The organism is Aquirufa sp. ROCK-SH2, assembly GCF_054558315.1.
In genome coordinates this window covers 590,940-610,434 of the sequence record NZ_JBPXKB010000002.1, presented here as the reverse complement: position 1 = coordinate 610,434, position 19,495 = coordinate 590,940, and the positions used below count along the sequence as shown (strand labels likewise).

Below are 19,495 nucleotides of genomic sequence, written 5' to 3'. Positions count from 1 at the left end.
TTTCTCTTTTCTCTTTTCTCTTTTCTCTTTTCTCTCTTCTCTCTTCTCTCTTCTAATACCTAGTTAAAATAAAACTCCTTAATCGCAAACAATGGCTTATCTCCAGAATTTGCGTTGGCCACGTATACAAAGTACAAATCATGTACTCCTGATACTTTAACTGGAATGTCAAATTGCTTGCTGGCATTGATATCAATGGCCCCTACTAATGGTCCCGAAACGCTTCCCGTATGCAATTCTAATTTGCCTCCTGCCGTAGTTCCTTCCATGTAATTCGCTAATACCTTTACCGACTTAATTCCAGTTAAATCAATGTTCGCAAATTGCGCAAAACCTTTATCGCCAGTAGCAATTAATATTTCACCCAATCCTTCTACTTTCATTTTCATCGACTTAGCAGAATTATCATAATTAACCGCTGCTACGTGAGCATCTCTTAAAGTAACTACTTTCGTTCCCGTTGCTGGTGCAATAGAACCATTTCCTTTATCAGTATAGGTTGCAGCAAAAATAAAGGTTCCTGGCTTGCCTTTGTCCGAAGTTACATACTCTCCTTTGATTGGCTTAGAAGCTTTTTTCGCATCTCCCAAACTCAAAATATATTGAACAATTTCCTTCGCATCAGAAGTTGAAATCTGCGGATGGGCTGCCATTACTTGCTCTCCCCAAACTCCTCCTCCACCATTGATGATTTTCTTCGACAAGGTCTCGATGTTTTGCGCATTCGATTTGTATTTCTTGCTTACATCTATCCAAGATGGTCCAATGGATTTTTTCTCCTTGGCATGGCAAGTCTTGCAATCCGACAAATCCATCAAACGCTTTCCAGAAGAAAAAGAAGTATTGGCTTGATGACCTTGCGCAATTACCGTTTTATCATAACCTTCCAAATAATCAATGCTTAATAAAACATCTTCCGCAGGAATTTTATTGGTTTTACTTGAACCGTCTTCTTTGTCATTCACACTCACTTCATATTTAACTGTTTTGTCATTCCAATAAAATGATTTATTCCCTTCAAAAGTGACATCAACTTTTGGAATTTCATTTCCAACAATCAAATTAACACTAGCAGATCCTACATTACCCTTGGCATCTTTCACCTTCAAAACCGCTTTGTATTTTCCAGGTTTTGAATACGTAAAGGTTGGATTAGCAGCTGAAGATGTTTGACCATTACCAAAATTCCACTGATAGGTAATTTTATCCCCATCATAATCCAACGTTCCTTCAGATGAGAATTTCACTGTCAAAGGCGCTGCACCTACTTTCTTGTCGGCTTTCATTTCCACCTTTGGAATACGATTCCCAGGGTTATATTCTAATTTGTATAAAACCGCCTCATCATTTTGTGCAAACCAATTCGGTCCATACTCCAAACCATACAATGCTCCATCTTTGTTGAATTGCATATCCATTGGATGCGAGAAAGTCATGTTAGGTAAAAATCTTTCCATTTGGACAAAATCACCTTTTTCATTCATCGAAACCGTGTAAATAATGTCTCTTGCCCAATCATAAGCAAATAATTTACCATCATAATAAGATGGGAATTTCACCGCAGAATTTTTAGCATAATCTTCGCTATAATACACAGGACCTGCCATCGCATTTCTTGAACCTTTACTAATTACAGGGCCAAATTCTGGAGAATCTGCGTAAGGATAATAAATAAACGCTTTTTGAGCCTTTGGCAAATGAGCAAAACCCGTATTATGTGGAGAAGTATTCACTGGCGCCATCGGATCATATTTCGCCCAAGTTGAATCTTTGGCAAAATCCCTTTGATTGTACGCCTTGTTGTCGGCAACAAACAAAGGCCATCCAAAATACCCTGCTTGACGTGCTTGATTCACTTCATCATGTCCTCTCGGACCATATTTCTCCGTCGATTCGCCTGCGTCTGGCCCTACTTCACCCCAATACAAAAATCCCGTTCTTTGGTCTACAGAAATACGATAAGGATTTCTATTACCCATCACATAAATTTCTTGCTTGGCATGGTAAATTTTATTCGGATATAAATTATCAGAAGGAATCGTATAAGTACCATCATCTTGTGGTTTGATACGTAAAATTTTTCCTCTTAAATCATTGGTATTTGAACTTGTTGCTCTTGCATCCCAACCTGCGCGTCCTTCTCTATTGTCTGAAGGTGAATATCCGTTTGAATCAAATGGATTCGTATCATCACCTGTCGACAAATATAAATTACCTGCTTTATCCCAAGCAATGGATCCTCCTGTATGGCAACATCCTGTTCTCTTTACTGGAACACGCAAAATTACTTTTTCAGAACTCATCACCAAAGTATCATTCACATCATCATACACAAATCTTGATAAATGTTGCGCTGTGTCTGCTTGGCCCGTTTGTGGCGAATAGAACAAATAAATCCACTTATTTTGATTGTAATTGGGATCAACATTAACACCCATTAAACCATATTCAAATTTAGAAAACACATTCAAATCGGCAATTACTTTCGTTTTACCTTTCTTTGGATCATACATTTTCAAAAGCCCTTTTCTCTCCCCAAAAAAGATTTTACCCCCATCAGTAACCGCTAATTCAGTTGGTTCATCCAAACCTTTATCTAAAATCGTTTTCGTAAAACGATTATCTTCTGGCAAAACGCCTGTTCTTAATTTCTTGTTGTAATTAAAATCGCCCGTTGAAATCCATTGCAAACCTCCCCAAATATGATCTAATACCAGAGGCTCCGAAAAAGTCTCATCTGTATGTCCCCAATTGGTGTAAAAAGCCCTTCCTCCATCGTATTCATGGTACCAAGCCATCGGGTGAAAATCACCCATTTTACCATCTTTATAGGTTTTTTCATCAACAGTTACCAAAACTTTCACATCTTTATTGAAGTTTTTGATATCATAAAATTCATCTTTGCGATCGAAAGATTCTGGCATGTGAGCTGTTGAAATATGTGATTTATCCAACACATGCATTTTACCCACTTGTACATTTGGGCGACCTGGATGAGAAGCAAACTGCCCTCCTGCCAATTTCGTGTACCAAGGCCAATCATATTCCGTATCTGTTGCTGCATGAATTCCCATGTAACCACCTCCCGCTTGAATAAAACGCTCAAAGGCATTTTGCTGCGCATCGTTCAACACATTGCCCGTTGTGCTTAAAAACACAACAGCACGGTATTTTTTTAAATTATTTTCTGTGAAAACAGAGGCATTTTCTGTTGTGTCAGCCTGAAATCCTTTTTCAGCTGCCATTTTCAAAAATGCAGCCTTACCTGCTTTGATAGATGCATGTCTAAATGCTTTGGTTGAAGAAAAAACCAATACCTTTTTCCCTTTCAACACATTAAGCGTTTGAGCAAAAGAACTTTGAAAAATGAATAAGGATAAACAAAAACTCAAGACTATTCGGGAAATTCCGAAGCAAGTTGATTTCATAAAAATAAGTTTAGATAAATACTAGCTGGCAAATTAAGATTAAAACCGAAATTTTCGATTATTTTTAGCAAAAAAATTTATATCCTATGAAGAATTTATTCGCAATTTGCCTGTCCTTATTTTTGGCATGGAACCTAAACGGCCAATCTTGTTGCTTCGTCAAAAAAGATGAAATGCAATTATTAGCCAAAAACAAAACCTTTCAAAAATCACACGCACTGCCCAAAGCCTATCACCATATCAGTAAAGCAGGTGGCAAAATGGTAGAATTTTCTACACCCGATGGCAAAAAAGCCAATGGATTTTACCTTGAAGCAGCACAACCTACTTCTTATACTTTGTTTGTTTTCCAAGAATGGTGGGGATTAAATGATCACATCAAAAGAGAAGCAGAACATTTTTATTCCACCTTGGGTAATGTGAATGTTTTAGCCATTGATATGTATGATGGCAAAGTAGCTACAACACGCGAAGATGCAGGAAAATACATGGCGGAAGCAAATCCAGCCCGATTAGAATCTATCATCAAGGGTGCCATGACTTATGTAGGTCCCAAAGCAAAAATTGCAACCGTTGGATGGTGTTTTGGTGGCGGACTATCATTAAAAGCTTCTATTCTAGCTGAAAAACAAGCTGTTGCTTGCGTGATGTACTATGGAATGCCTATCCGTGATGTCGAGCAATTAAAAGGCCTTAATACGGATGTTTTAGGACTTTTTGCAGGAAAAGAACAATGGATCAATCCAAAAGTAGTAGCTGAATTCGAAGCGAGCATGAAAACCGCTGGTAAAAAAGTTACCGCAAAAATCTTTGACGCAGAACATGCCTTCGCAAATCCATCTAACCCGAATTTCGACAAAAAAGCTACTGAAGAAGCTTGGAACCTAGCGATTGGGTACTTTAAGGAGAGACTGAAATGATGTAAGAGGTAAGAGGTAAGAGGTAAGAGGTAAGAGAGAAAAAAGAAAAGACCTCTTACCTTTTACCTCTTACCTTTTACCTAATACTAAACCCAAGTGCCCCATAAAATTCTCCGAACCAAACAGCTTGTTCGGCATGATCGACCGATCTTCCAGTAGTTCGGATATCCCATAAATTGGTGTAACCGCCTTTGACTGTTGTTTCGAAAAATAACAATTTGGTTAAATTTAAACGCAAACCTGTTTTTATTGAAGCGCCAGCACCGGCGATATTCCACAAATTATTTTTACCAATGGTAAACAAGCGCACATCTGAACGTGGTACCATTAAACCAATTCCCCCACCATTGATCCAATCCAATTGAAATTGTCCTTTTTGAGATTTCCAAAGGTTTTGATAATGTTCTAATTCAATGGACGCATAATTGAATCCATCTGTATGTTCAAATTGTAAGAAATCTTCTGAATTAATTCTAAAAGGTGTATTGGGACTATATTGTTTTGCATAAACTGGATTCACAGCAAATGCGGGGTTTGAAACTTGGGTAGAAATTAAACCACTTATGTGAGAATCTTGATCGGGTACCATGACATATTTCATGTGATCCCAACCAATTGAAATAGACAAATTATCCTTCAAAAAATAACCCCCATGAAAATTAAATTGTGGAATCGAAAACAAAGAAGGATTCAAATAAGTTGTAAATCCATCAAAAGTAGTTGGCATATCTGTTGCCTGAACTTTTGATAAAGTAAAATCATAACCTGGACCTACAAATTTAATATCTGAATTTACATAGCTTGATCGATTATATCCCCAGTGAACGTAAAAACTACCTTTTTTATGAATTTTTGAACTAGTTTGTCCGTCAACCAAGAATGGAAAAACTAAGAATAGTAATAAAAAGAACTTAGGCATATATTTCAAACTAAATGATTTCAACTAAAAGCAAAAAAAAGGCTAATTTTACACGCAAGCATAATAATTTGATTTTTTTTGAAATGTAAAATTGCTAATTTTTGGCCACTTAATAGAATTTTAAAAATGATTTTTATCATAAAATTAGAATTACATTCATATATTTCGAGAACAAAGCTGTAAATTGCATGCCAAATTAAATCTAACCCTTAATAAATTTATTATTTTTTGAAACAAACGCCTTTTTAAATGGCTACCATTATGAGAAAGTCACCTGTCAAATTCGAATACAAAACATTTACTTTGGGTTCTCAACTTACTGAAGAACAAAAAGAATATTTTAAAAAATACGGAGTTATTCAGTTCAAAAAATTCATTGAACATGAAACTGCAGATTTGTTTATTGCCGAATTAGCTAAAATTGAAAAAAAATGGCTGGATGAGAAGGTGGAAAAAATCAATGGTATCCCTTTGAAATTTGGTAAAGATGCAGAAGGAAAAGAAATGATTCAACGTATGTGCTTTACAAATAAGTATAGTTCAGTGTTGGAAGAATTCTTAAGGGATCCACGCTTTAAAATTTTGATAGAGTTACTAGGACCATATGAAGGTCGTGTTGGGGAAGATGAAAAAGACGGGTTAGTTTTCAATCATTATATTAATCAACCAAATTCTAAATTCTCTCAAATGGGATGGCATACAGACAGCCCAAGAGATTTATTTTTAGGACAGAAAATCCTTCCCATGTTAAACGTAGGAATTCATTTGGATAATTGTCCATCCTCAAATGGTGGTTTAAGAGTATTGCCAGGAACTCAAAACCAAAGCATGCTAAAATTACTTTTTGGCAAAAAACAATTCATTGATCACCGCCCAGATCCTCGAGAAGCTGCTTTTGAAATAGAAAAAGGAGATTTAACCATTCACGATGGCCGACTTTGGCATCGCGTTGAAGTATCACCTAATTTTGGAGAAAAATCGAGAAGACGAGTGATGTATGTACCAATTATCACTGGTAAGTACAAACCAAAATCAGAAAATAGCAAGACTCCTTTTTATCACAGGTTTGCGAAGGTAGTTACGAAGTAAAGATGTATGATGTATGATGTAAGATGTATGATGATTGGTCTTCTTAAATTATCATTCTACATTCTTAATTTTAAATTCTTAATTCTACATTCACCTCACCTATTACCTTTTACCTATTACCTATTACCTTTTACCTCTTACCTATTACCTTTTACCTCTTACCTACCCCTTCCATATAGGATTGTAAAATAATCGTAGCAGAAACGCGGTCTACGGTGCCTTTTACTCTGCGGTCTTTTTTAGACATTCCGCCAGCAATCATGGTTTGCATTGCCATGTGAGAAGTAAATCGCTCATCATGTAAAATCAATTTCCGGTCTTTAAACTTTTTCTCAAAAGCTTTGACAAAATTTCGAACGGCTTGAGTAGAATCGGTATCCTTATTTTCTAAGTTTTTGGGCATTCCAATCACAATTTCATCTACCTGTTCCTTAATAAAATAATCTTCTAGAAATTTCATTAAGGTATGTGTAGGAACTGTTTCTAGTCCATTGGCAATGATTTGAAGAGGATCCGTTACCGCAATCCCCGTTCTTTTTAAACCATAATCAATTGCCAGAATTCGCCCCATCAGATTACTTGATATAACCTTTGTCGCGCAAAATCTTATCCATCAACTTCTTGTCATTGTCGTTATTAAAAACAGCAAAAGGCAAATAGATGAACTGAAATTTACCCATCATTAATACATAGGCTTCTTTATCTTTGTAAACCTCAGGAACCATGTCCCATTTGATCATTCCTCCTTCTTTATCTGACAACTTCATGAAAATTTGACGAGAATCAATTTCATAACGATACTTATCAAATAATTGCTTGTACTGTGCCAACTGGGTAATTCCAGTGAATTGAATTAACCAAAAAAGGATATAACCAATAACACCAACTGCGATAAAGATATAAATCCAATAATTCTTATAAGTACCTGTAAGGTTTAATGCCACATTGACAAGCACCAATGCTAAAGGCAAAAATGCCCATTTCCATTGATTTGAAAACAATTGCCTCATGCACAAAGCAATGTATTTATTCTTTTCAATCGCATATTTTTTAGTCTTAATTGCAAGGGGATTGGAAGGCACTTGTTGTACTTGACGCTGCTGTGCTCCGTAACTTTTAGCCATATTTGTATTTTTTAATAAGCTTAATAAGGCGCAAAGGTACAAAAATTGGATACTTTTTGGTAATTTTAATCTTCTATTTTGAACGAATACTTATAATATTATGTCTGCAAAACAATTATTGGACGGCCCATCGCTTCTACAAAAGATTCGTCGAATTGCTTTTCAAATTTATGAGAACAATTTTGAAGAAAAAGAAATCATCATTGCAGGCATCATAGGTGAAGGATTTGCACTCGCCAAATTGATTGGTGAAAATGTGGGAGCCATTTCTTCCATCAAAGCATCTCCAGTCGCAATTCATTTAAACAAAGAAATCCCTTACGAATCTCCCGTAAAATTCGATTGTGATCCAAGCATATTCGAAGGTAAAGTAATTATCGTGGTAGATGATGTATTAAATACTGGACGGACATTTTCTTATAGCTTAGCCCCATTTTTGAGCATTCATGTAAAGAAAATTCAAGTAGCCGTTATCGTAGATCGTAATTACCGAAAATTCCCTATTTCAGCAGATTATATCGGCTATGAACTATCTACTACCCTTTCCGAGCACGTAGAAGTAATTGTATCTGATGAAAATAAGATGGGGGTTTATTTGAGGTAAGAAGAGAGAAAAGAGAAGAGAGAAATACCTTTTACCTCTTACCTTTTACCTTTTACCTTTTACCTATTACCTTTTACCTCTTACCTTTTACCTTTTACCTCTTACCTAGTTCCAGATCTCCCACGCTTTATCCGCTTGTCCGTGTAACATTTCCAAGCCCTCGTGCACTCCACCAATTCCTTGGTCTAATCCTTTTTTCAAGAAGGCTGTTTGCAGTGGATTATACACAATATCATAAAAATAGTGTTGCTGATTCAATAGCTCATAAGGAAGCTCTGGCAATGTATGAATGTTGGGATGCATACCCAAGGGTGTTGTATTAACAACCAAGGCAAAATCGTCAATGATAGACGCCAAATCATCATAAGTAATGGTGTCTGGGGCAGCATTTCTAGAAACTTTCAATACTTCGATGTTCAAATCTTCCAAAGCTGCAACAATTGCCTTGGCAGCTCCACCTTGACCTAAAACCAAGGCTTTTTTGTTTTTGAATTTGGGAAAAGCTTCCCATTTTTCGATGGTCGAACGAAAACCCCAATAATCAGAATTGAACCCTTTGGTTTTTCCATTTGGAAAAATTTTAATGGTATTTACTGCTCCAATTTTTAAAGCAGCCACATCTATTTCATTCAAAAAAGGAATTACAGCTTGCTTGTAAGGGATAGTTACATTTAATCCCTTCAAAATTCCTGCATGTTGTTGAAGTAATCCAGGTAATAAATCTATCGAACTTAACTCAAATTGTTCGTAAGCATGGGATTCACTCAATCCTAATACTTGAAATTTTTCAGTAAAATATTTCTTTGAAAACGAATGTCCCAAAGGGTATCCAATTAACCCAAATAGTGAGGTAATAGCCATTTAATTTTTTTTCAATTTTTGCTTTAGAATTCCAAAAAGAATGGGTAAAACGGAAACAGCAACGATTCCTAAAACCACTTTTTCAAAATTCGTCTTCACCCATTCATTATCTCCTAAAAAATATCCCGCAAAAGTAATGCTAGTTACCCATAGCGTTGCGCCCAAAAAACCATATAATAAATACACTGGGTAAGACATTCTGCCTGCACCTGCTACAAATGGAGCAACCGTACGAACGATTGGAACAAAACGAGCTAAAATAACCGTTTTAGGGCCATATTTCTGATAAAATGCTTCTGTTTGGTCGATATGCGATTTTTTAAGAAATAAAATTTGGTCCTTTGTTCTGATCCAATTACTAAAATATTTACCTAAAAAATAATTGACTTGATCACCCATTAGAGCAGCTAATATTAGCATAGGAATTACGGTAGAAACTTCTAATTGACCACTTGCAGCGGCTAATAATCCAACCGAAAATAAGAGCGAATCTCCAGGAAGTAATGGCATCACCACTAAACCCGTTTCGACAAATACGATGACAAAAAGCAATGCATAAGTTAAAGAACCGTGTTCCGCAATAAACAGCGATAAAAAAGCCAAAGGATCTTTTAATAAATCTAAAAGTAGGTTTAACATATAAAAAGATGTAAAAAAACCCTAGCAAGCTAGGGTTTCATGTAAGTATTATTTATCTAAAAAATGATCAAAGGTGTCTCCACGTAGACCTAAACGAATGGTTTCTAATGAAATGACTTCATTAGGAGCAATATTACCAACGTTCACATTAGCTCCTACTAGTTTGACAAACCATACTTGTTGCGATTTTTGAGGGGCTTCCCAGATAATTCTTTCTTCAGGAATTTCAGTTAAAATTTCTTCTACAAGGCCTTGGCGTACTTCTCCAGATGAGCGAAATAAACCTACATTTCCTCCTTCACGGGCTTCTCCAATTACTTTCCAAGCACCTGCTTCTAATTCCATGCGCATCAACTTAATCCACTTATAAGGAGGAATAATTTTTGCTTCATCTTTAGATCCAACTTCAGACAATACGGTCACTTGTTGAGATAAGGTGCGAATAAATTCACATTTCACATCTGAATCCATTTCAACAGAACCGTCTGATATCTCAGCATATTCCATTCCATATTGATCCAAGACACGACGATATTCATCAAATTGTCCACGAATATAAAAAGCTTCAAAAAGGGTACCTCCGAAATAAACCGGAATTCCAGCTGATTTATACAAAGCTAATTTTTCTTTCAAATTGGGAGTAACATACGAAGTTGCCCATCCTAATTTAACAATATCGGTATAAGCGGCTCCCATTTCTAAGAAATCCTCCACTTGACGAAGGCTCAATCCTTTGTCCATGACCATGGTTAAACCTTTTTGACGTGGTTTAACGGAGCGTTCCGGAATTTGATTTAAATTATAATTCATATTTTATTGAATGAATATTCTGTTATTGAATAGTGTCGGCCAGAAAATTTCGTACAAAAATAAGCATAACATCTGATTGAGCCAAACTAAGAAGAATCCAATTTAACAAAGATGATAAAACATACAATCCTTTTGTATATTTGTACATCTAAAATCACAATCATGAGAAAATACATCTTTCTTTTAACCTCAATCCTTTGTTTGTCATTTTCGACTTTCGCTAATAATAATGCAGATGTTATTGTTGGGGAATGGTTAACAGAAAATAATGAGGGTAAAGTTACAATTTACAAGCAAGGCGATTTATATTTTGGTAAAATTTCAGGTGGCAAAACACCAGGTAGAAAGGACGCAAAAAATCCAGATCCTAGCCAAAGAAACAAAGAATTAATTGGAACCGTTATCTTGAAAAATTTCAAATTCACCGGAGGATCTTGGGAAAAAGGCACCATTTACGACCCGAATTCGGGCAAAACCTATGATTGTATTCTAAAAATAAAAAACAATAACAAGACCCTTGATATTCGAGGCTATATTGGATTGGCCATGTTTGGAAGAACGAGTACTTGGACCAGACCTTAAAAAAGAATCAAATCCCTAAGTAGAAAAATCATGAAACCGAACGAACAAATATTGACTTTTTTAAATGCCAATTTGAATAAAAAAATTGCAGAGGGCAACCCAAATCCCATCACTTCTTGGTTGGATGGCACTTTAATTTCTGCTTCAGCGGGCAGTATTACCGTAGAATTTGAAGTAAGAGAGGACCAATGCAATCACGCAGGAATCTTACACGGAGGAATCATTACTACCATGTTGGATGAAATTATGGGCATGACGCTTATTACCGTTGAAATTCAACATTTATATGTAACCATTAATCTGCATGTAGATTTCCTTTTCGGTGCAAAACCTGGTGAAAAAGTCAAGGTCGTTTCTGAAGTATTTAGAGTTGGTAAAAAAATCGCCAATGTAGAAGCAAAAATGTACAATGCAGAAGGCAAAATATTAGCCAAAGGAACTAGCAACTTGGCTGCCACTTCGATACCTTTTTCATAGAGGAAGAGAGAAGAGAGAAGAGAGAAGAGAGAAGAGAGAAGAGAGAAGAGAGAAAACGTGAAAAGAGAAATATAGGGAGAGAGAAAAGAATTGAGAGAACCTCTTACCTTTTACCTCTTACCTTTTACCTCTCTTCTCTCTTCCAACTTAATCCAAATCTATCACCACTCCCTCACTCATGGGATGAGCAACGCAGGTGAGAATATATCCTTTATTGATTTCATTGGGTGTCAATCCATCTTCTTCATCCATGACCACTTTCCCGCTTTTGCATAGACCAAGGCAAGCGGTACACATGCCTGCTTGACAAGAATAAGGAATATCCAAGTCGGATTCAAGCGCTGCTTCTAATATCGTTTCACTTGGTTTAACCATTAATTTATGTTCTTTACCTTCATAAATCAGGGTTATCTCTTGTTCTTTCAGGCTTCCATCCTCTTCCGCTTTTTCCACTTCCTCAGAAGGCATAGAAACAAATAATTCCTTATGAATTTGCTCTTTGGGCACATCAAACATACCTAGAGAAGATTGAACTTCATTCATCATTCCTTCTGGTCCACATAGGTAGTAAATGGCTTCAGGAATATTAATACCCAATTCTTGTTTCAAATAATACACAATAGAAGCCTGGTTTATTCGGCCTTTCAATCCTGGCCAATTCGCAGAAGGTTGACTAATGATATGCAATACTTTCAGTCTTTCTGGATTCTCTCTTTCCAATTGTTCTAAAACCGATTTGAAAATAATTTGATTTTCATTTCTCGAACCATAGATCAAATGAATACTTGACTTGGGTTCAGATTTCAATAATGTTTTAATCATTGAAATTAAAGGCGTAATTCCTGATCCTGCACCAACAAAAACATAATTATTACTTGATTCTGAATTAGGCTCAATGTAAAAATTACCCATCGCCTCCATCACTTCCAAACTTTCTCCTACCTTCAACTCATCACACAAAAAATTAGAAACTAAACCTCCCGTAATTCTTTTAACTGTAATAGCTGGAGAATTATCCGTTTTGGGAGAAGAAGAAAAAGAATAACTTCTTCTATATTTTTGGCCTTTAATTTCTGGAATTACCGTTAAAAATTGTCCAGATTTATAATTTAATGCTGCATGTATCGGATGCCAAAAATGAATTGTTTTGGTATCTTCTGTCTCTACCGTAATCTCTTTAACGGTTAAATACAAATACTGGGAGCTCATAGTGTCTAATTAATCTTCGTTACTTATTATCCATTGAATGGTTCCTGGAATAGATTCGTTATGAAGCCTATCTAAGGCCGTTATCGCAAATCCGTACCCACTTACCAACAATTTAGTCTCAATCTCGATATCTTTAATTTTACCTTTGTAAATGATATTTTTAGCATCATCAAAAGGCGCTAAATCGCCTTTTTTTATTCGGTAAACCAAATAATAGGCCGCCGGATCTTTATCCAAACTTGGCTCACCTTCCTCCCATTTTAAATGCCATTTCCCTTGCTTTTTAGCAAGACTTACCTGATGAGGGGCAGTGGGTGGAATACTATCCAACCAGGGCATTGTTGGAACAATCGCCACTTGAGCAAATTGATTTTTCCTTAAAGTATCTCTCCAGCCTTTCGCATTGGAAGTCAATAAATTGGAACTAAAATAAATAGCTCCATTGACTTTGTTTAAACCACGGGCTATTTGTAATTGTTTTGATAATTCTCCACTATTCCAAGTAGTATTTAAATGATAAGCAGCATATCCAATGTAAATAGGTCTTTGATAAGAATGATTATTCCACCATTTTGCCAAAGGTTCAAATGGGGCAACTCGGTGATTCAAAGGCCAATACAATTGAGGAGCCAAATAATCTACCCAATTGTTTTTAATCCACAAATCTGTATCCGCAAACAAATCTTGGTATGATTGTAATCCATTTTTTGTGGGTGAACCATTTTCATCATCCAAACTTTGGTGCTTCCAAATTCCAAATGGACTAATTCCAAATTTCACCTTGGGTTTCGTCTCTTTGATAACTTCAGAAATTTGCTTGATCAATAAATTAACATTCCTTCTTCTCCAATCAGAAATATTTTCATCCAAAAGCTTAAAGTCTTGATAGGTTTTCTCATCTTTCAGCTGTCCATTTTTCACTGGATATGGATAAAAGTAATCATCAAAATGAATGCCATCTACATCATAATTTTTCACCAAATTACGAACCAATTCAGCAATATAATTTCTAACCTGAGGAAGACCGAAATTTAAAATATGCTGTCCATTATATGCCAAAAGCCATTCAGGATGCTTTCTGGCAATATGATCTGAACTCAAAATAGACTTATTAGAAATAGTCGCGCGATTTAAATTTAACCAGGCATGAAATTCAATCCCTCTTGAATGACTCTCATTGATCATAAATTCCAAAGGATCATAATAAGGAGTAGGCGCTTGCCCTTGTAATCCAGACAAAAAGCTGGTCCATGGCTCAGAACTTTTTGCATAAAAAGCATCAGCAGCTGTACGTACTTGTACAAAAATGGCATTTATTCCTGTTTCTTGATGGGAATTAAGCAAGGAAATAAATTCCTCTTTTTGCTTAAAACCATTATAATTTCTAGCTGAAGGCCAATCGATATTTTGCACCGTTGCAACCCAAACTCCACGCAATTCGCGTTTTGGACCACTTGCATTAAGATTCAAGCAAAAAAACAGAAATAGCAAAAAAAATAGAACCCTCCTCATTGAATCAGCAATTTAACGAGAAAACCCAAGAAAAGAAAAAAGACACATTCTTCTCTTGAATTAAAGACCCTTATCGTTGAAAATATTCTATCTTATCCTAAAATTCCCTAAATTTATTCCTTGAATTAAATCTGAAGAAATGCAATTTTACAAATACCAAGGTACAGGCAATGACTTTATCATTTTTGATGACAGAAAAGCAACATTTGCTCTTTCACAAAAAGAAATAGCGCACCTTTGCCATCGAAGATTTGGAATTGGTGCTGATGGATTAATGTTGATTCAGGAGGCAGAAGGATACGATTTCAGAATGGTTTATTACAATTCAGATGGAACCGAGGGTACAATGTGTGGAAATGGTGGTCGATGTTTGGTTCGTTTTGCAAATGATTTAGGTATTGTGACAGACAAAACAAATTTCATAGCAGTAGATGGCCCGCATTTAGCTTACATTGATTCAGAGAAAATTGCTTTACAAATGCAAGATGTAAAGGAAGTCAAATCAATGCAATCAGACTATTATACCAATACAGGTTCTCCACATTATGTTCAATTTTGCAACAATGTTGCCCAAGTAAATGTCAGAGAAATTGGTGCCAAAATCAGGTATTCAGAGGCATTTTCACATCAAAACGGCACCAATGTCAATTTCGTAGAAAAATTGGATAATGAGCGAATTTTTGTCCGAACCTATGAAAGAGGAGTAGAAGATGAAACCTATTCTTGCGGTACTGGAGTAACTGCAGCGGCGCTAATCACACATATTCAAGAAGGATATCCAAGTCCTGTTAAAATTGAAACCTTAGGTGGCCACTTATCTGTCGAGTTCGAAGGAAACCTTTCAGAAGGATTCCATGATATATTTTTAATCGGACCTGCAAAAAGAGTTTTTGAAGGAAATATCACATCCCTTTAACCCTCATATTTGTCTAGGCTCCAATTATTTGCATGCTATCACCTTCTAATTGATTACTTTCAGTCGGTATTTCCATCGGGTAAATATTTGAATAGAAGATTACCGCAAGCAAAACAGCAATAATTAAAAATATATTTTTGTGCTAAAAATATTTCGATTTTATTTTTTGGTCCAAAGTCCCAAAGCAGATACGCCAAATGGTAATTGGATGTTTCGAGAAATAAAGAATCTTTCAGAAGCTAAAATATAATAACATAACTTATTCATCCATGAAGATTTAAATAAATCAAAGTCGGATCCTGAATTTTTACGTTCTAGCTTAAAAGGTAAATTTCGAACAATCCAAATGGGTAAAAAAAGCCAAAAATTGAAATAAGTTTTGTAATTCAGTATCGTATGATTCTTAAATAATTCAAGTAATTCCGCAGATTTATATCTCTTAAAATGATGATTAATAACATCATGTTCGCCCCATAAACTTTTGAAACTTGGAACTGTAATTAAAATAGAACCTCCGTGTTTGCAAACTCTAGTTAATTCAATGGCAGCTAATTCATCATTATCCACATGTTCAACTACATCCAATGCACATACTAAATCGAACGTATTTTCAGGAAAATCCAAGGCACAAATATCGCCCTGAAAAATAGGAAGATCTATTTTAGTTGTGACAAAATCGATACAATCTTGGTCGTATTCAACAGAAGTCACTGTACCAAAATTACTCAATAATTCACTTGTTGCACCCGTAGCTACTCCTACATTTAATATTTTTAGTGGTCGTTTTTGAACTTGATAAATGTCATTAATTTGATCAAAAATAATTTTATTCCTTGCTTGAAACCACCAATGGTTACGTTCCAAATCGAAATAATATTTATAATATCCTTTATCCATGTAGATAGTATGAAGTATAATGGCGAAAATTTAACAAATTTAATAAATAGAAATGAAACCGTTGTTAAATCTAGTTTGTAAAGCCTTTGAAATAGAATTAAAATGAAAATAACTGATTTTAACTTGAAAAAATGGAGTATTTTATTAACTTTAAATTTCTTAAAATCGAAGAATTATGATTGGAATTTCAGACCCTATTGCACTTAGTAATATTGACCAATGGTTAAATGGCCCTTACGATACTACAACTAAAAAAACGATTCAAGAATTAATCGACAAAGGGGAAAGTACCCTTTTGACGGATTCATTTTACAAATCGTTGGAATTCGGAACAGGTGGAATGCGAGGAGAAATGGGTGTAGGTAGTAATCGAATGAACCAATATACGGTGGGTGCTGCGACGCAAGGTTTTGCCAATTATTTAAATAAAACACTTCCAGGACAAAAAATTAAAGTGGCCATTGCTCATGATTCAAGAAATAATTCTCCAGAATTTTGTCGAATAGCTGCTGATATTTTTACAGCAAATGGAATTGAAGTATATCTTTTTCCTGCTTTACGCCCAACGCCACAATTATCATTTACAGTTAGGCATTTAGGTTGTCAAGCAGGACTAGTAATTACAGCTTCTCACAATCCAAAAGAATATAATGGGTATAAAGCATATTGGTCAGATGGATCACAGGTGGTTGCACCCCATGACAAAAATATTGTCCATGAAGTAAACGCTATTCATTCCGTTGCTGATATTAAATTCAAGGGAAATGACAATTTATTGCATTTTTTAGATGAATCCATTGATTCAGCTTACTTAGAAACAATCAGCGATAACTGTCGCCAGGCAGATGTAATTGCTCGTCAAAAAGATTTAAAAATAGTGTTTTCGCCAATCCATGGAACTGGAATAACCCTCGTTCCTAAGGCTTTAGCGAAATTAGGTTTTGAATCTGTGCACATCGTTGAAGAACAAGCTGAGCCGAATGGAAATTTCCCAACAGTAGTTTATCCAAATCCAGAAGAAAAAGAAGCTATGACTTTGGCCTTAAATAAAGCCAAAGAAATAGATGCTGACCTTGTAATTGCAACAGATCCAGATGCAGACCGTGTGGGCGCTGCTGTAAAAAGCCCCAATGGAGAATGGGAATTGCTAAATGGAAATCAAATGGCAAGTTTAATTCTTTACTATCTTTTAAATATTGATAAAAAATTAGGTCGATTAACTGGAAAGGAATTTGCAGCAAAAACCATTGTTACCACCGATTTAATTGATAAAATGTGCGCAAAACAAGGGGTTCCTTGTTACAATACTTTGACTGGCTTCAAATACATTGCGCAAGTTATTCGTGAATTAGAAGGTAAAGAAAAATTCATTGGAGGAGGTGAAGAATCCTATGGTTACTTAATCGGAGATGCAGTTAGGGATAAAGATGCGGTAGCTTCGTGTGCTATGATAGCGGAATTAACAGCTTATGCCAAAGACCAAGGTAAATCTCTTTTCGATTTTCTTGCTGAAATGTACGTTGAAAACAATTTCTATTACGAAGGTTTAATTTCTTTGACTAAAAAAGGCAAAGCTGGTGCAGAGGAAATCAAACAAATGATGATCAATTTGCGTTCAAATGTACCTGCAAGTGTAGCAGGAAGCAAGCCTTTGAAAGTCCTAGATTACGAGGGATTGGTGGAGACCGATTTAATTACAGGTCAAACAAAACCCATCCCTGTAGGCCGAGGAATTGAGGCGTCCAATGTAATTCAATTAATCCTAGAGGATGGATCTAAAGTTTCTGCTAGACCATCAGGAACTGAACCTAAGATTAAATTTTATGTCTCAGTAAACACTCCAATGAACTCAGCCGCGGATTTTAATGCAACTTTCGAGAAATTAAAATTGAAAGTAAAAGAAATTCAAAATGATTTGGGACTTAATTAAGGTAAGAGGTAAGAGGTAAGAGGTAAGAGGTAAGAGGTAATAATAATGAGAAAGTCTTTTCTCTTTTCTCTTTTCTCTCTTACCTTTTACCTCTTACCTATTACCTCATCATTACTCCCTCTCTCCTGTCAATACAACGGCTCCATCAGCAACAGATACTTTGATGGTAGCAACTTTACCTGAATTTCTAGAAAAACTAATATTCGCACCATATCCTTGAATGTTAGTAGAAAAACTATCAGCATCTGTCGCTGTTGTTAATTCTGCAGCTTCAGTAGGATTGGCATCAGAGCTTAATACCAATTTACCATCCTTTACAGCTAACATCAATTTTTTTACATATTCATTTGCAGCCATTTTATAGCTACCTGCATATTGATCTAAACCTGCTTTCGAAGCAACTAATTCTCCTTTAAGTTCTTGACCTTGTGCGTCAATTTTAATTGATTTTACTTTTCCTGCCTCACGAGTAAAAGTAATAACTGCGTTCATACTTTCTAATATAAACTCATCTGCTTGCTTACCTACAGCCAATTCTGTATCAGGAAACCCTTCCGCAGACATAACCAATTTTCCTGCGTTGGCAGACAATTTAACCGATTTCACATAAGGATTTTCTTGTAATTGGTAGGTTCCTTGATAATCAGCAACTGAAGATGACTGTGCTTGTGCTGCGAAAACAGCAAAAATCATTGTAATAAATGCTATACTAGCAATTCGTAAATTTTTCATTATGACGTTAATTTATTTTAAAGATTGAGACAAAACTAATTTATTTTTCATTCAATAAACAGCAGATTGTCATTAAAAGTTTAAAATATTTATCAATTTTTTCATAAAAACTGAATGTAGATTTTGTTTCTAAAAACTTTTTTATACTTTTGAAACGTAATCAATTCGCCAACCTAAATCTTTATAGGAGAAATTATATGAGATAAACCTCTACGTTAACCATTTTGTATTTTTATGATAATTAAAAATTCAGTTAACGATGCAGCGTTGATCTCAGCGTACATACAAGGCGATGACAAGGCATTTGAAATGCTTGTCAAAAAAACCAAGTCGAAAGTTTACACCACTATTTATTTAATAGTTAAAGATCGTTATATAGCCGAGGATCTACTACAGGAAACCTACATCAAAGCAATTGATGTATTGAAAGGAGGCAGATACAATGAAGAAGGCAAGTTTATGCCATGGATTTTACGTGTTGCGCATAATTTAGCGATCGATTATTTTAGAAAAGATAAAAGGTACCCAACGATAGTTTTAGAAGATGGATCTAAGGTTTTCAATAGTTTCGACTTTGCAGAAGAATCTATGGAGGACATACAATTAAAACAAGATCTTATCGTTAATATTCGTGAATTAATAAAAAAGTTACCTGACGAGCAAAGAGAGGTCTTGGTAATGAGACATTATGAGGAATTAAGTTTCCAAGAAATTTCAGAATTAACAAATGTAAGTATAAATACAGCCTTGGGAAGAATGCGTTATGCGCTGATCAACTTAAGGAAAATGATGCAAAAACAAGAATTAGCCTATGACGCAAAGCTCTACCCCAAATGACCTTGTTAA

General features: G+C 35.5%; 19 protein-coding genes. 8 read left to right on the top strand and 11 right to left on the bottom strand.

The window, feature by feature from the left end:
- Positions 1–59 precede the first annotated feature (59 nt).
- Entirely contained in the window at positions 60–3,428 is a 3,369-nt protein-coding gene (locus V7S79_RS06645; RefSeq protein ID WP_459489778.1) for a ThuA domain-containing protein, read from the bottom strand.
- An 86-nt stretch (positions 3,429–3,514) separates the two neighbouring features.
- Between V7S79_RS06645 and V7S79_RS06640 the strand changes: the two genes are divergently transcribed.
- Complete coding sequence (locus tag V7S79_RS06640) at positions 3,515–4,348, top strand: dienelactone hydrolase family protein (protein WP_459489777.1); 834 nt, start codon at positions 3,515–3,517, stop codon at positions 4,346–4,348.
- A 76-nt stretch (positions 4,349–4,424) separates the two neighbouring features.
- Here the strand turns inward: V7S79_RS06640 and V7S79_RS06635 are convergent, their stop codons facing one another.
- Positions 4,425–5,267 carry a hypothetical protein gene (locus V7S79_RS06635; protein ID WP_459489776.1) on the bottom strand — a complete coding sequence of 281 codons (843 nt, stop codon included), beginning with the start codon at positions 5,265–5,267 and terminating at the stop codon, positions 4,425–4,427.
- A gap of 261 nt (positions 5,268–5,528) precedes the next feature.
- On the opposite strand from V7S79_RS06635, the gene V7S79_RS06630 reads away from it, so the two are divergent.
- Positions 5,529–6,356 carry a phytanoyl-CoA dioxygenase family protein gene (locus V7S79_RS06630; protein WP_459489775.1) on the top strand — a complete coding sequence of 276 codons (828 nt, stop codon included), beginning with the start codon at positions 5,529–5,531 and terminating at the stop codon, positions 6,354–6,356.
- A 151-nt stretch (positions 6,357–6,507) separates the two neighbouring features.
- Here the strand turns inward: V7S79_RS06630 and ruvX are convergent, their stop codons facing one another.
- Positions 6,508–6,927: a Holliday junction resolvase RuvX gene (ruvX, locus tag V7S79_RS06625; RefSeq protein ID WP_459489774.1), complete on the bottom strand. Its 420-nt coding sequence runs from the start codon at positions 6,925–6,927 to the stop codon at positions 6,508–6,510.
- Between the two features lie 4 nt (positions 6,928–6,931).
- The gene (locus V7S79_RS06620; RefSeq protein WP_459489773.1) at positions 6,932–7,480 is read right to left on the bottom strand and encodes a YcxB family protein; all 549 of its coding nucleotides are present in this window, start codon (positions 7,478–7,480) and stop codon (positions 6,932–6,934) included.
- A 100-nt stretch (positions 7,481–7,580) separates the two neighbouring features.
- Between V7S79_RS06620 and V7S79_RS06615 the strand changes: the two genes are divergently transcribed.
- On the top strand, positions 7,581–8,084 hold the full coding sequence (locus V7S79_RS06615; RefSeq protein WP_459489772.1) for a phosphoribosyltransferase family protein: 504 nt from the start codon (positions 7,581–7,583) through the stop codon (positions 8,082–8,084).
- Between the two features lie 105 nt (positions 8,085–8,189).
- On the opposite strand, the gene V7S79_RS06610 is transcribed toward V7S79_RS06615, so the two are convergent.
- The 3 genes from V7S79_RS06610 to V7S79_RS06600 are packed head-to-tail and all read right to left on the bottom strand — an operon-like array spanning position 8,190 to position 10,394.
- Positions 8,190–8,945 (bottom strand): shikimate dehydrogenase family protein, encoded by a 756-nt coding sequence (locus V7S79_RS06610; RefSeq protein ID WP_459489771.1) that lies wholly within the window; start codon positions 8,943–8,945, stop codon positions 8,190–8,192.
- A complete protein-coding gene (locus tag V7S79_RS06605) occupies positions 8,946–9,584 on the bottom strand; it encodes a VTT domain-containing protein (protein ID WP_459489770.1) in 639 nt (212 codons plus the stop codon).
- Positions 9,585–9,632: 48 nt separating this feature from the next.
- Positions 9,633–10,394: a phosphosulfolactate synthase gene (locus V7S79_RS06600; protein WP_459489769.1), complete on the bottom strand. Its 762-nt coding sequence runs from the start codon at positions 10,392–10,394 to the stop codon at positions 9,633–9,635.
- Positions 10,395–10,556: 162 nt separating this feature from the next.
- Between V7S79_RS06600 and V7S79_RS06595 the strand changes: the two genes are divergently transcribed.
- Both V7S79_RS06595 and V7S79_RS06590 read left to right on the top strand, forming a co-directional pair.
- On the top strand, positions 10,557–10,976 hold the full coding sequence (locus V7S79_RS06595; RefSeq protein ID WP_459489768.1) for a DUF2147 domain-containing protein: 420 nt from the start codon (positions 10,557–10,559) through the stop codon (positions 10,974–10,976).
- A 30-nt stretch (positions 10,977–11,006) separates the two neighbouring features.
- The gene (locus tag V7S79_RS06590; RefSeq protein ID WP_459489767.1) at positions 11,007–11,453 is read left to right on the top strand and encodes a PaaI family thioesterase; all 447 of its coding nucleotides are present in this window, start codon (positions 11,007–11,009) and stop codon (positions 11,451–11,453) included.
- A 147-nt stretch (positions 11,454–11,600) separates the two neighbouring features.
- Here the strand turns inward: V7S79_RS06590 and V7S79_RS06585 are convergent, their stop codons facing one another.
- The gene (locus V7S79_RS06585) at positions 11,601–12,662 is read right to left on the bottom strand and encodes a 2Fe-2S iron-sulfur cluster-binding protein (RefSeq protein ID WP_459489766.1); all 1,062 of its coding nucleotides are present in this window, start codon (positions 12,660–12,662) and stop codon (positions 11,601–11,603) included.
- Between the two features lie 9 nt (positions 12,663–12,671).
- Positions 12,672–14,099, bottom strand: a complete 1,428-nt coding sequence (locus V7S79_RS06580; protein WP_459489765.1) for a glycoside hydrolase family 10 protein — start codon at positions 14,097–14,099, stop codon at positions 12,672–12,674.
- A 214-nt stretch (positions 14,100–14,313) separates the two neighbouring features.
- On the opposite strand from V7S79_RS06580, the gene dapF reads away from it, so the two are divergent.
- On the top strand, positions 14,314–15,090 hold the full coding sequence (gene dapF / locus V7S79_RS06575) for a diaminopimelate epimerase (protein WP_459489764.1): 777 nt from the start codon (positions 14,314–14,316) through the stop codon (positions 15,088–15,090).
- 159 nt (positions 15,091–15,249) lie between these two features.
- On the opposite strand, the gene V7S79_RS06570 is transcribed toward dapF, so the two are convergent.
- The gene (locus tag V7S79_RS06570) at positions 15,250–15,987 is read right to left on the bottom strand and encodes a class I SAM-dependent methyltransferase (protein ID WP_459489763.1); all 738 of its coding nucleotides are present in this window, start codon (positions 15,985–15,987) and stop codon (positions 15,250–15,252) included.
- 175 nt (positions 15,988–16,162) lie between these two features.
- On the opposite strand from V7S79_RS06570, the gene V7S79_RS06565 reads away from it, so the two are divergent.
- The gene (locus V7S79_RS06565; RefSeq protein ID WP_459489762.1) at positions 16,163–17,917 is read left to right on the top strand and encodes a phospho-sugar mutase; all 1,755 of its coding nucleotides are present in this window, start codon (positions 16,163–16,165) and stop codon (positions 17,915–17,917) included.
- Between the two features lie 111 nt (positions 17,918–18,028).
- Here V7S79_RS06565 and V7S79_RS06560 read toward each other — a convergent pair whose 3' ends face one another.
- Positions 18,029–18,649: a hypothetical protein gene (locus V7S79_RS06560; RefSeq protein ID WP_459489761.1), complete on the bottom strand. Its 621-nt coding sequence runs from the start codon at positions 18,647–18,649 to the stop codon at positions 18,029–18,031.
- 237 nt (positions 18,650–18,886) lie between these two features.
- On the opposite strand from V7S79_RS06560, the gene V7S79_RS06555 reads away from it, so the two are divergent.
- Positions 18,887–19,486: an RNA polymerase sigma factor gene (locus V7S79_RS06555; RefSeq protein ID WP_459489884.1), complete on the top strand. Its 600-nt coding sequence runs from the start codon at positions 18,887–18,889 to the stop codon at positions 19,484–19,486.
- Positions 19,487–19,495 lie beyond the last annotated feature (9 nt).

What these genes read in the sequence shown, in the direction of transcription:
- V7S79_RS06645 (WP_459489778.1), bottom strand. Translation starts at nt 3,428, where the DNA reads ATGAAATCAACTTGCTTCGGAATTTCCCGAATAGTCTTGAGTTTTTGT.
- V7S79_RS06640 (WP_459489777.1), top strand. Translation starts at nt 3,515, where the DNA reads ATGAAGAATTTATTCGCAATTTGCCTGTCCTTATTTTTGGCATGGAAC.
- V7S79_RS06635 (WP_459489776.1), bottom strand. Translation starts at nt 5,267, where the DNA reads ATGCCTAAGTTCTTTTTATTACTATTCTTAGTTTTTCCATTCTTGGTT.
- V7S79_RS06630 (WP_459489775.1), top strand. Translation starts at nt 5,529, where the DNA reads ATGAGAAAGTCACCTGTCAAATTCGAATACAAAACATTTACTTTGGGT.
- ruvX (WP_459489774.1), bottom strand. Translation starts at nt 6,927, where the DNA reads ATGGGGCGAATTCTGGCAATTGATTATGGTTTAAAAAGAACGGGGATT.
- V7S79_RS06620 (WP_459489773.1), bottom strand. Translation starts at nt 7,480, where the DNA reads ATGGCTAAAAGTTACGGAGCACAGCAGCGTCAAGTACAACAAGTGCCT.
- V7S79_RS06615 (WP_459489772.1), top strand. Translation starts at nt 7,581, where the DNA reads ATGTCTGCAAAACAATTATTGGACGGCCCATCGCTTCTACAAAAGATT.
- V7S79_RS06610 (WP_459489771.1), bottom strand. Translation starts at nt 8,945, where the DNA reads ATGGCTATTACCTCACTATTTGGGTTAATTGGATACCCTTTGGGACAT.
- V7S79_RS06605 (WP_459489770.1), bottom strand. Translation starts at nt 9,584, where the DNA reads ATGTTAAACCTACTTTTAGATTTATTAAAAGATCCTTTGGCTTTTTTA.
- V7S79_RS06600 (WP_459489769.1), bottom strand. Translation starts at nt 10,394, where the DNA reads ATGAATTATAATTTAAATCAAATTCCGGAACGCTCCGTTAAACCACGT.
- V7S79_RS06595 (WP_459489768.1), top strand. Translation starts at nt 10,557, where the DNA reads ATGAGAAAATACATCTTTCTTTTAACCTCAATCCTTTGTTTGTCATTT.
- V7S79_RS06590 (WP_459489767.1), top strand. Translation starts at nt 11,007, where the DNA reads ATGAAACCGAACGAACAAATATTGACTTTTTTAAATGCCAATTTGAAT.
- V7S79_RS06585 (WP_459489766.1), bottom strand. Translation starts at nt 12,662, where the DNA reads ATGAGCTCCCAGTATTTGTATTTAACCGTTAAAGAGATTACGGTAGAG.
- dapF (WP_459489764.1), top strand. Translation starts at nt 14,314, where the DNA reads ATGCAATTTTACAAATACCAAGGTACAGGCAATGACTTTATCATTTTT.
- V7S79_RS06570 (WP_459489763.1), bottom strand. Translation starts at nt 15,987, where the DNA reads ATGGATAAAGGATATTATAAATATTATTTCGATTTGGAACGTAACCAT.
- V7S79_RS06565 (WP_459489762.1), top strand. Translation starts at nt 16,163, where the DNA reads ATGATTGGAATTTCAGACCCTATTGCACTTAGTAATATTGACCAATGG.
- V7S79_RS06560 (WP_459489761.1), bottom strand. Translation starts at nt 18,649, where the DNA reads ATGAAAAATTTACGAATTGCTAGTATAGCATTTATTACAATGATTTTT.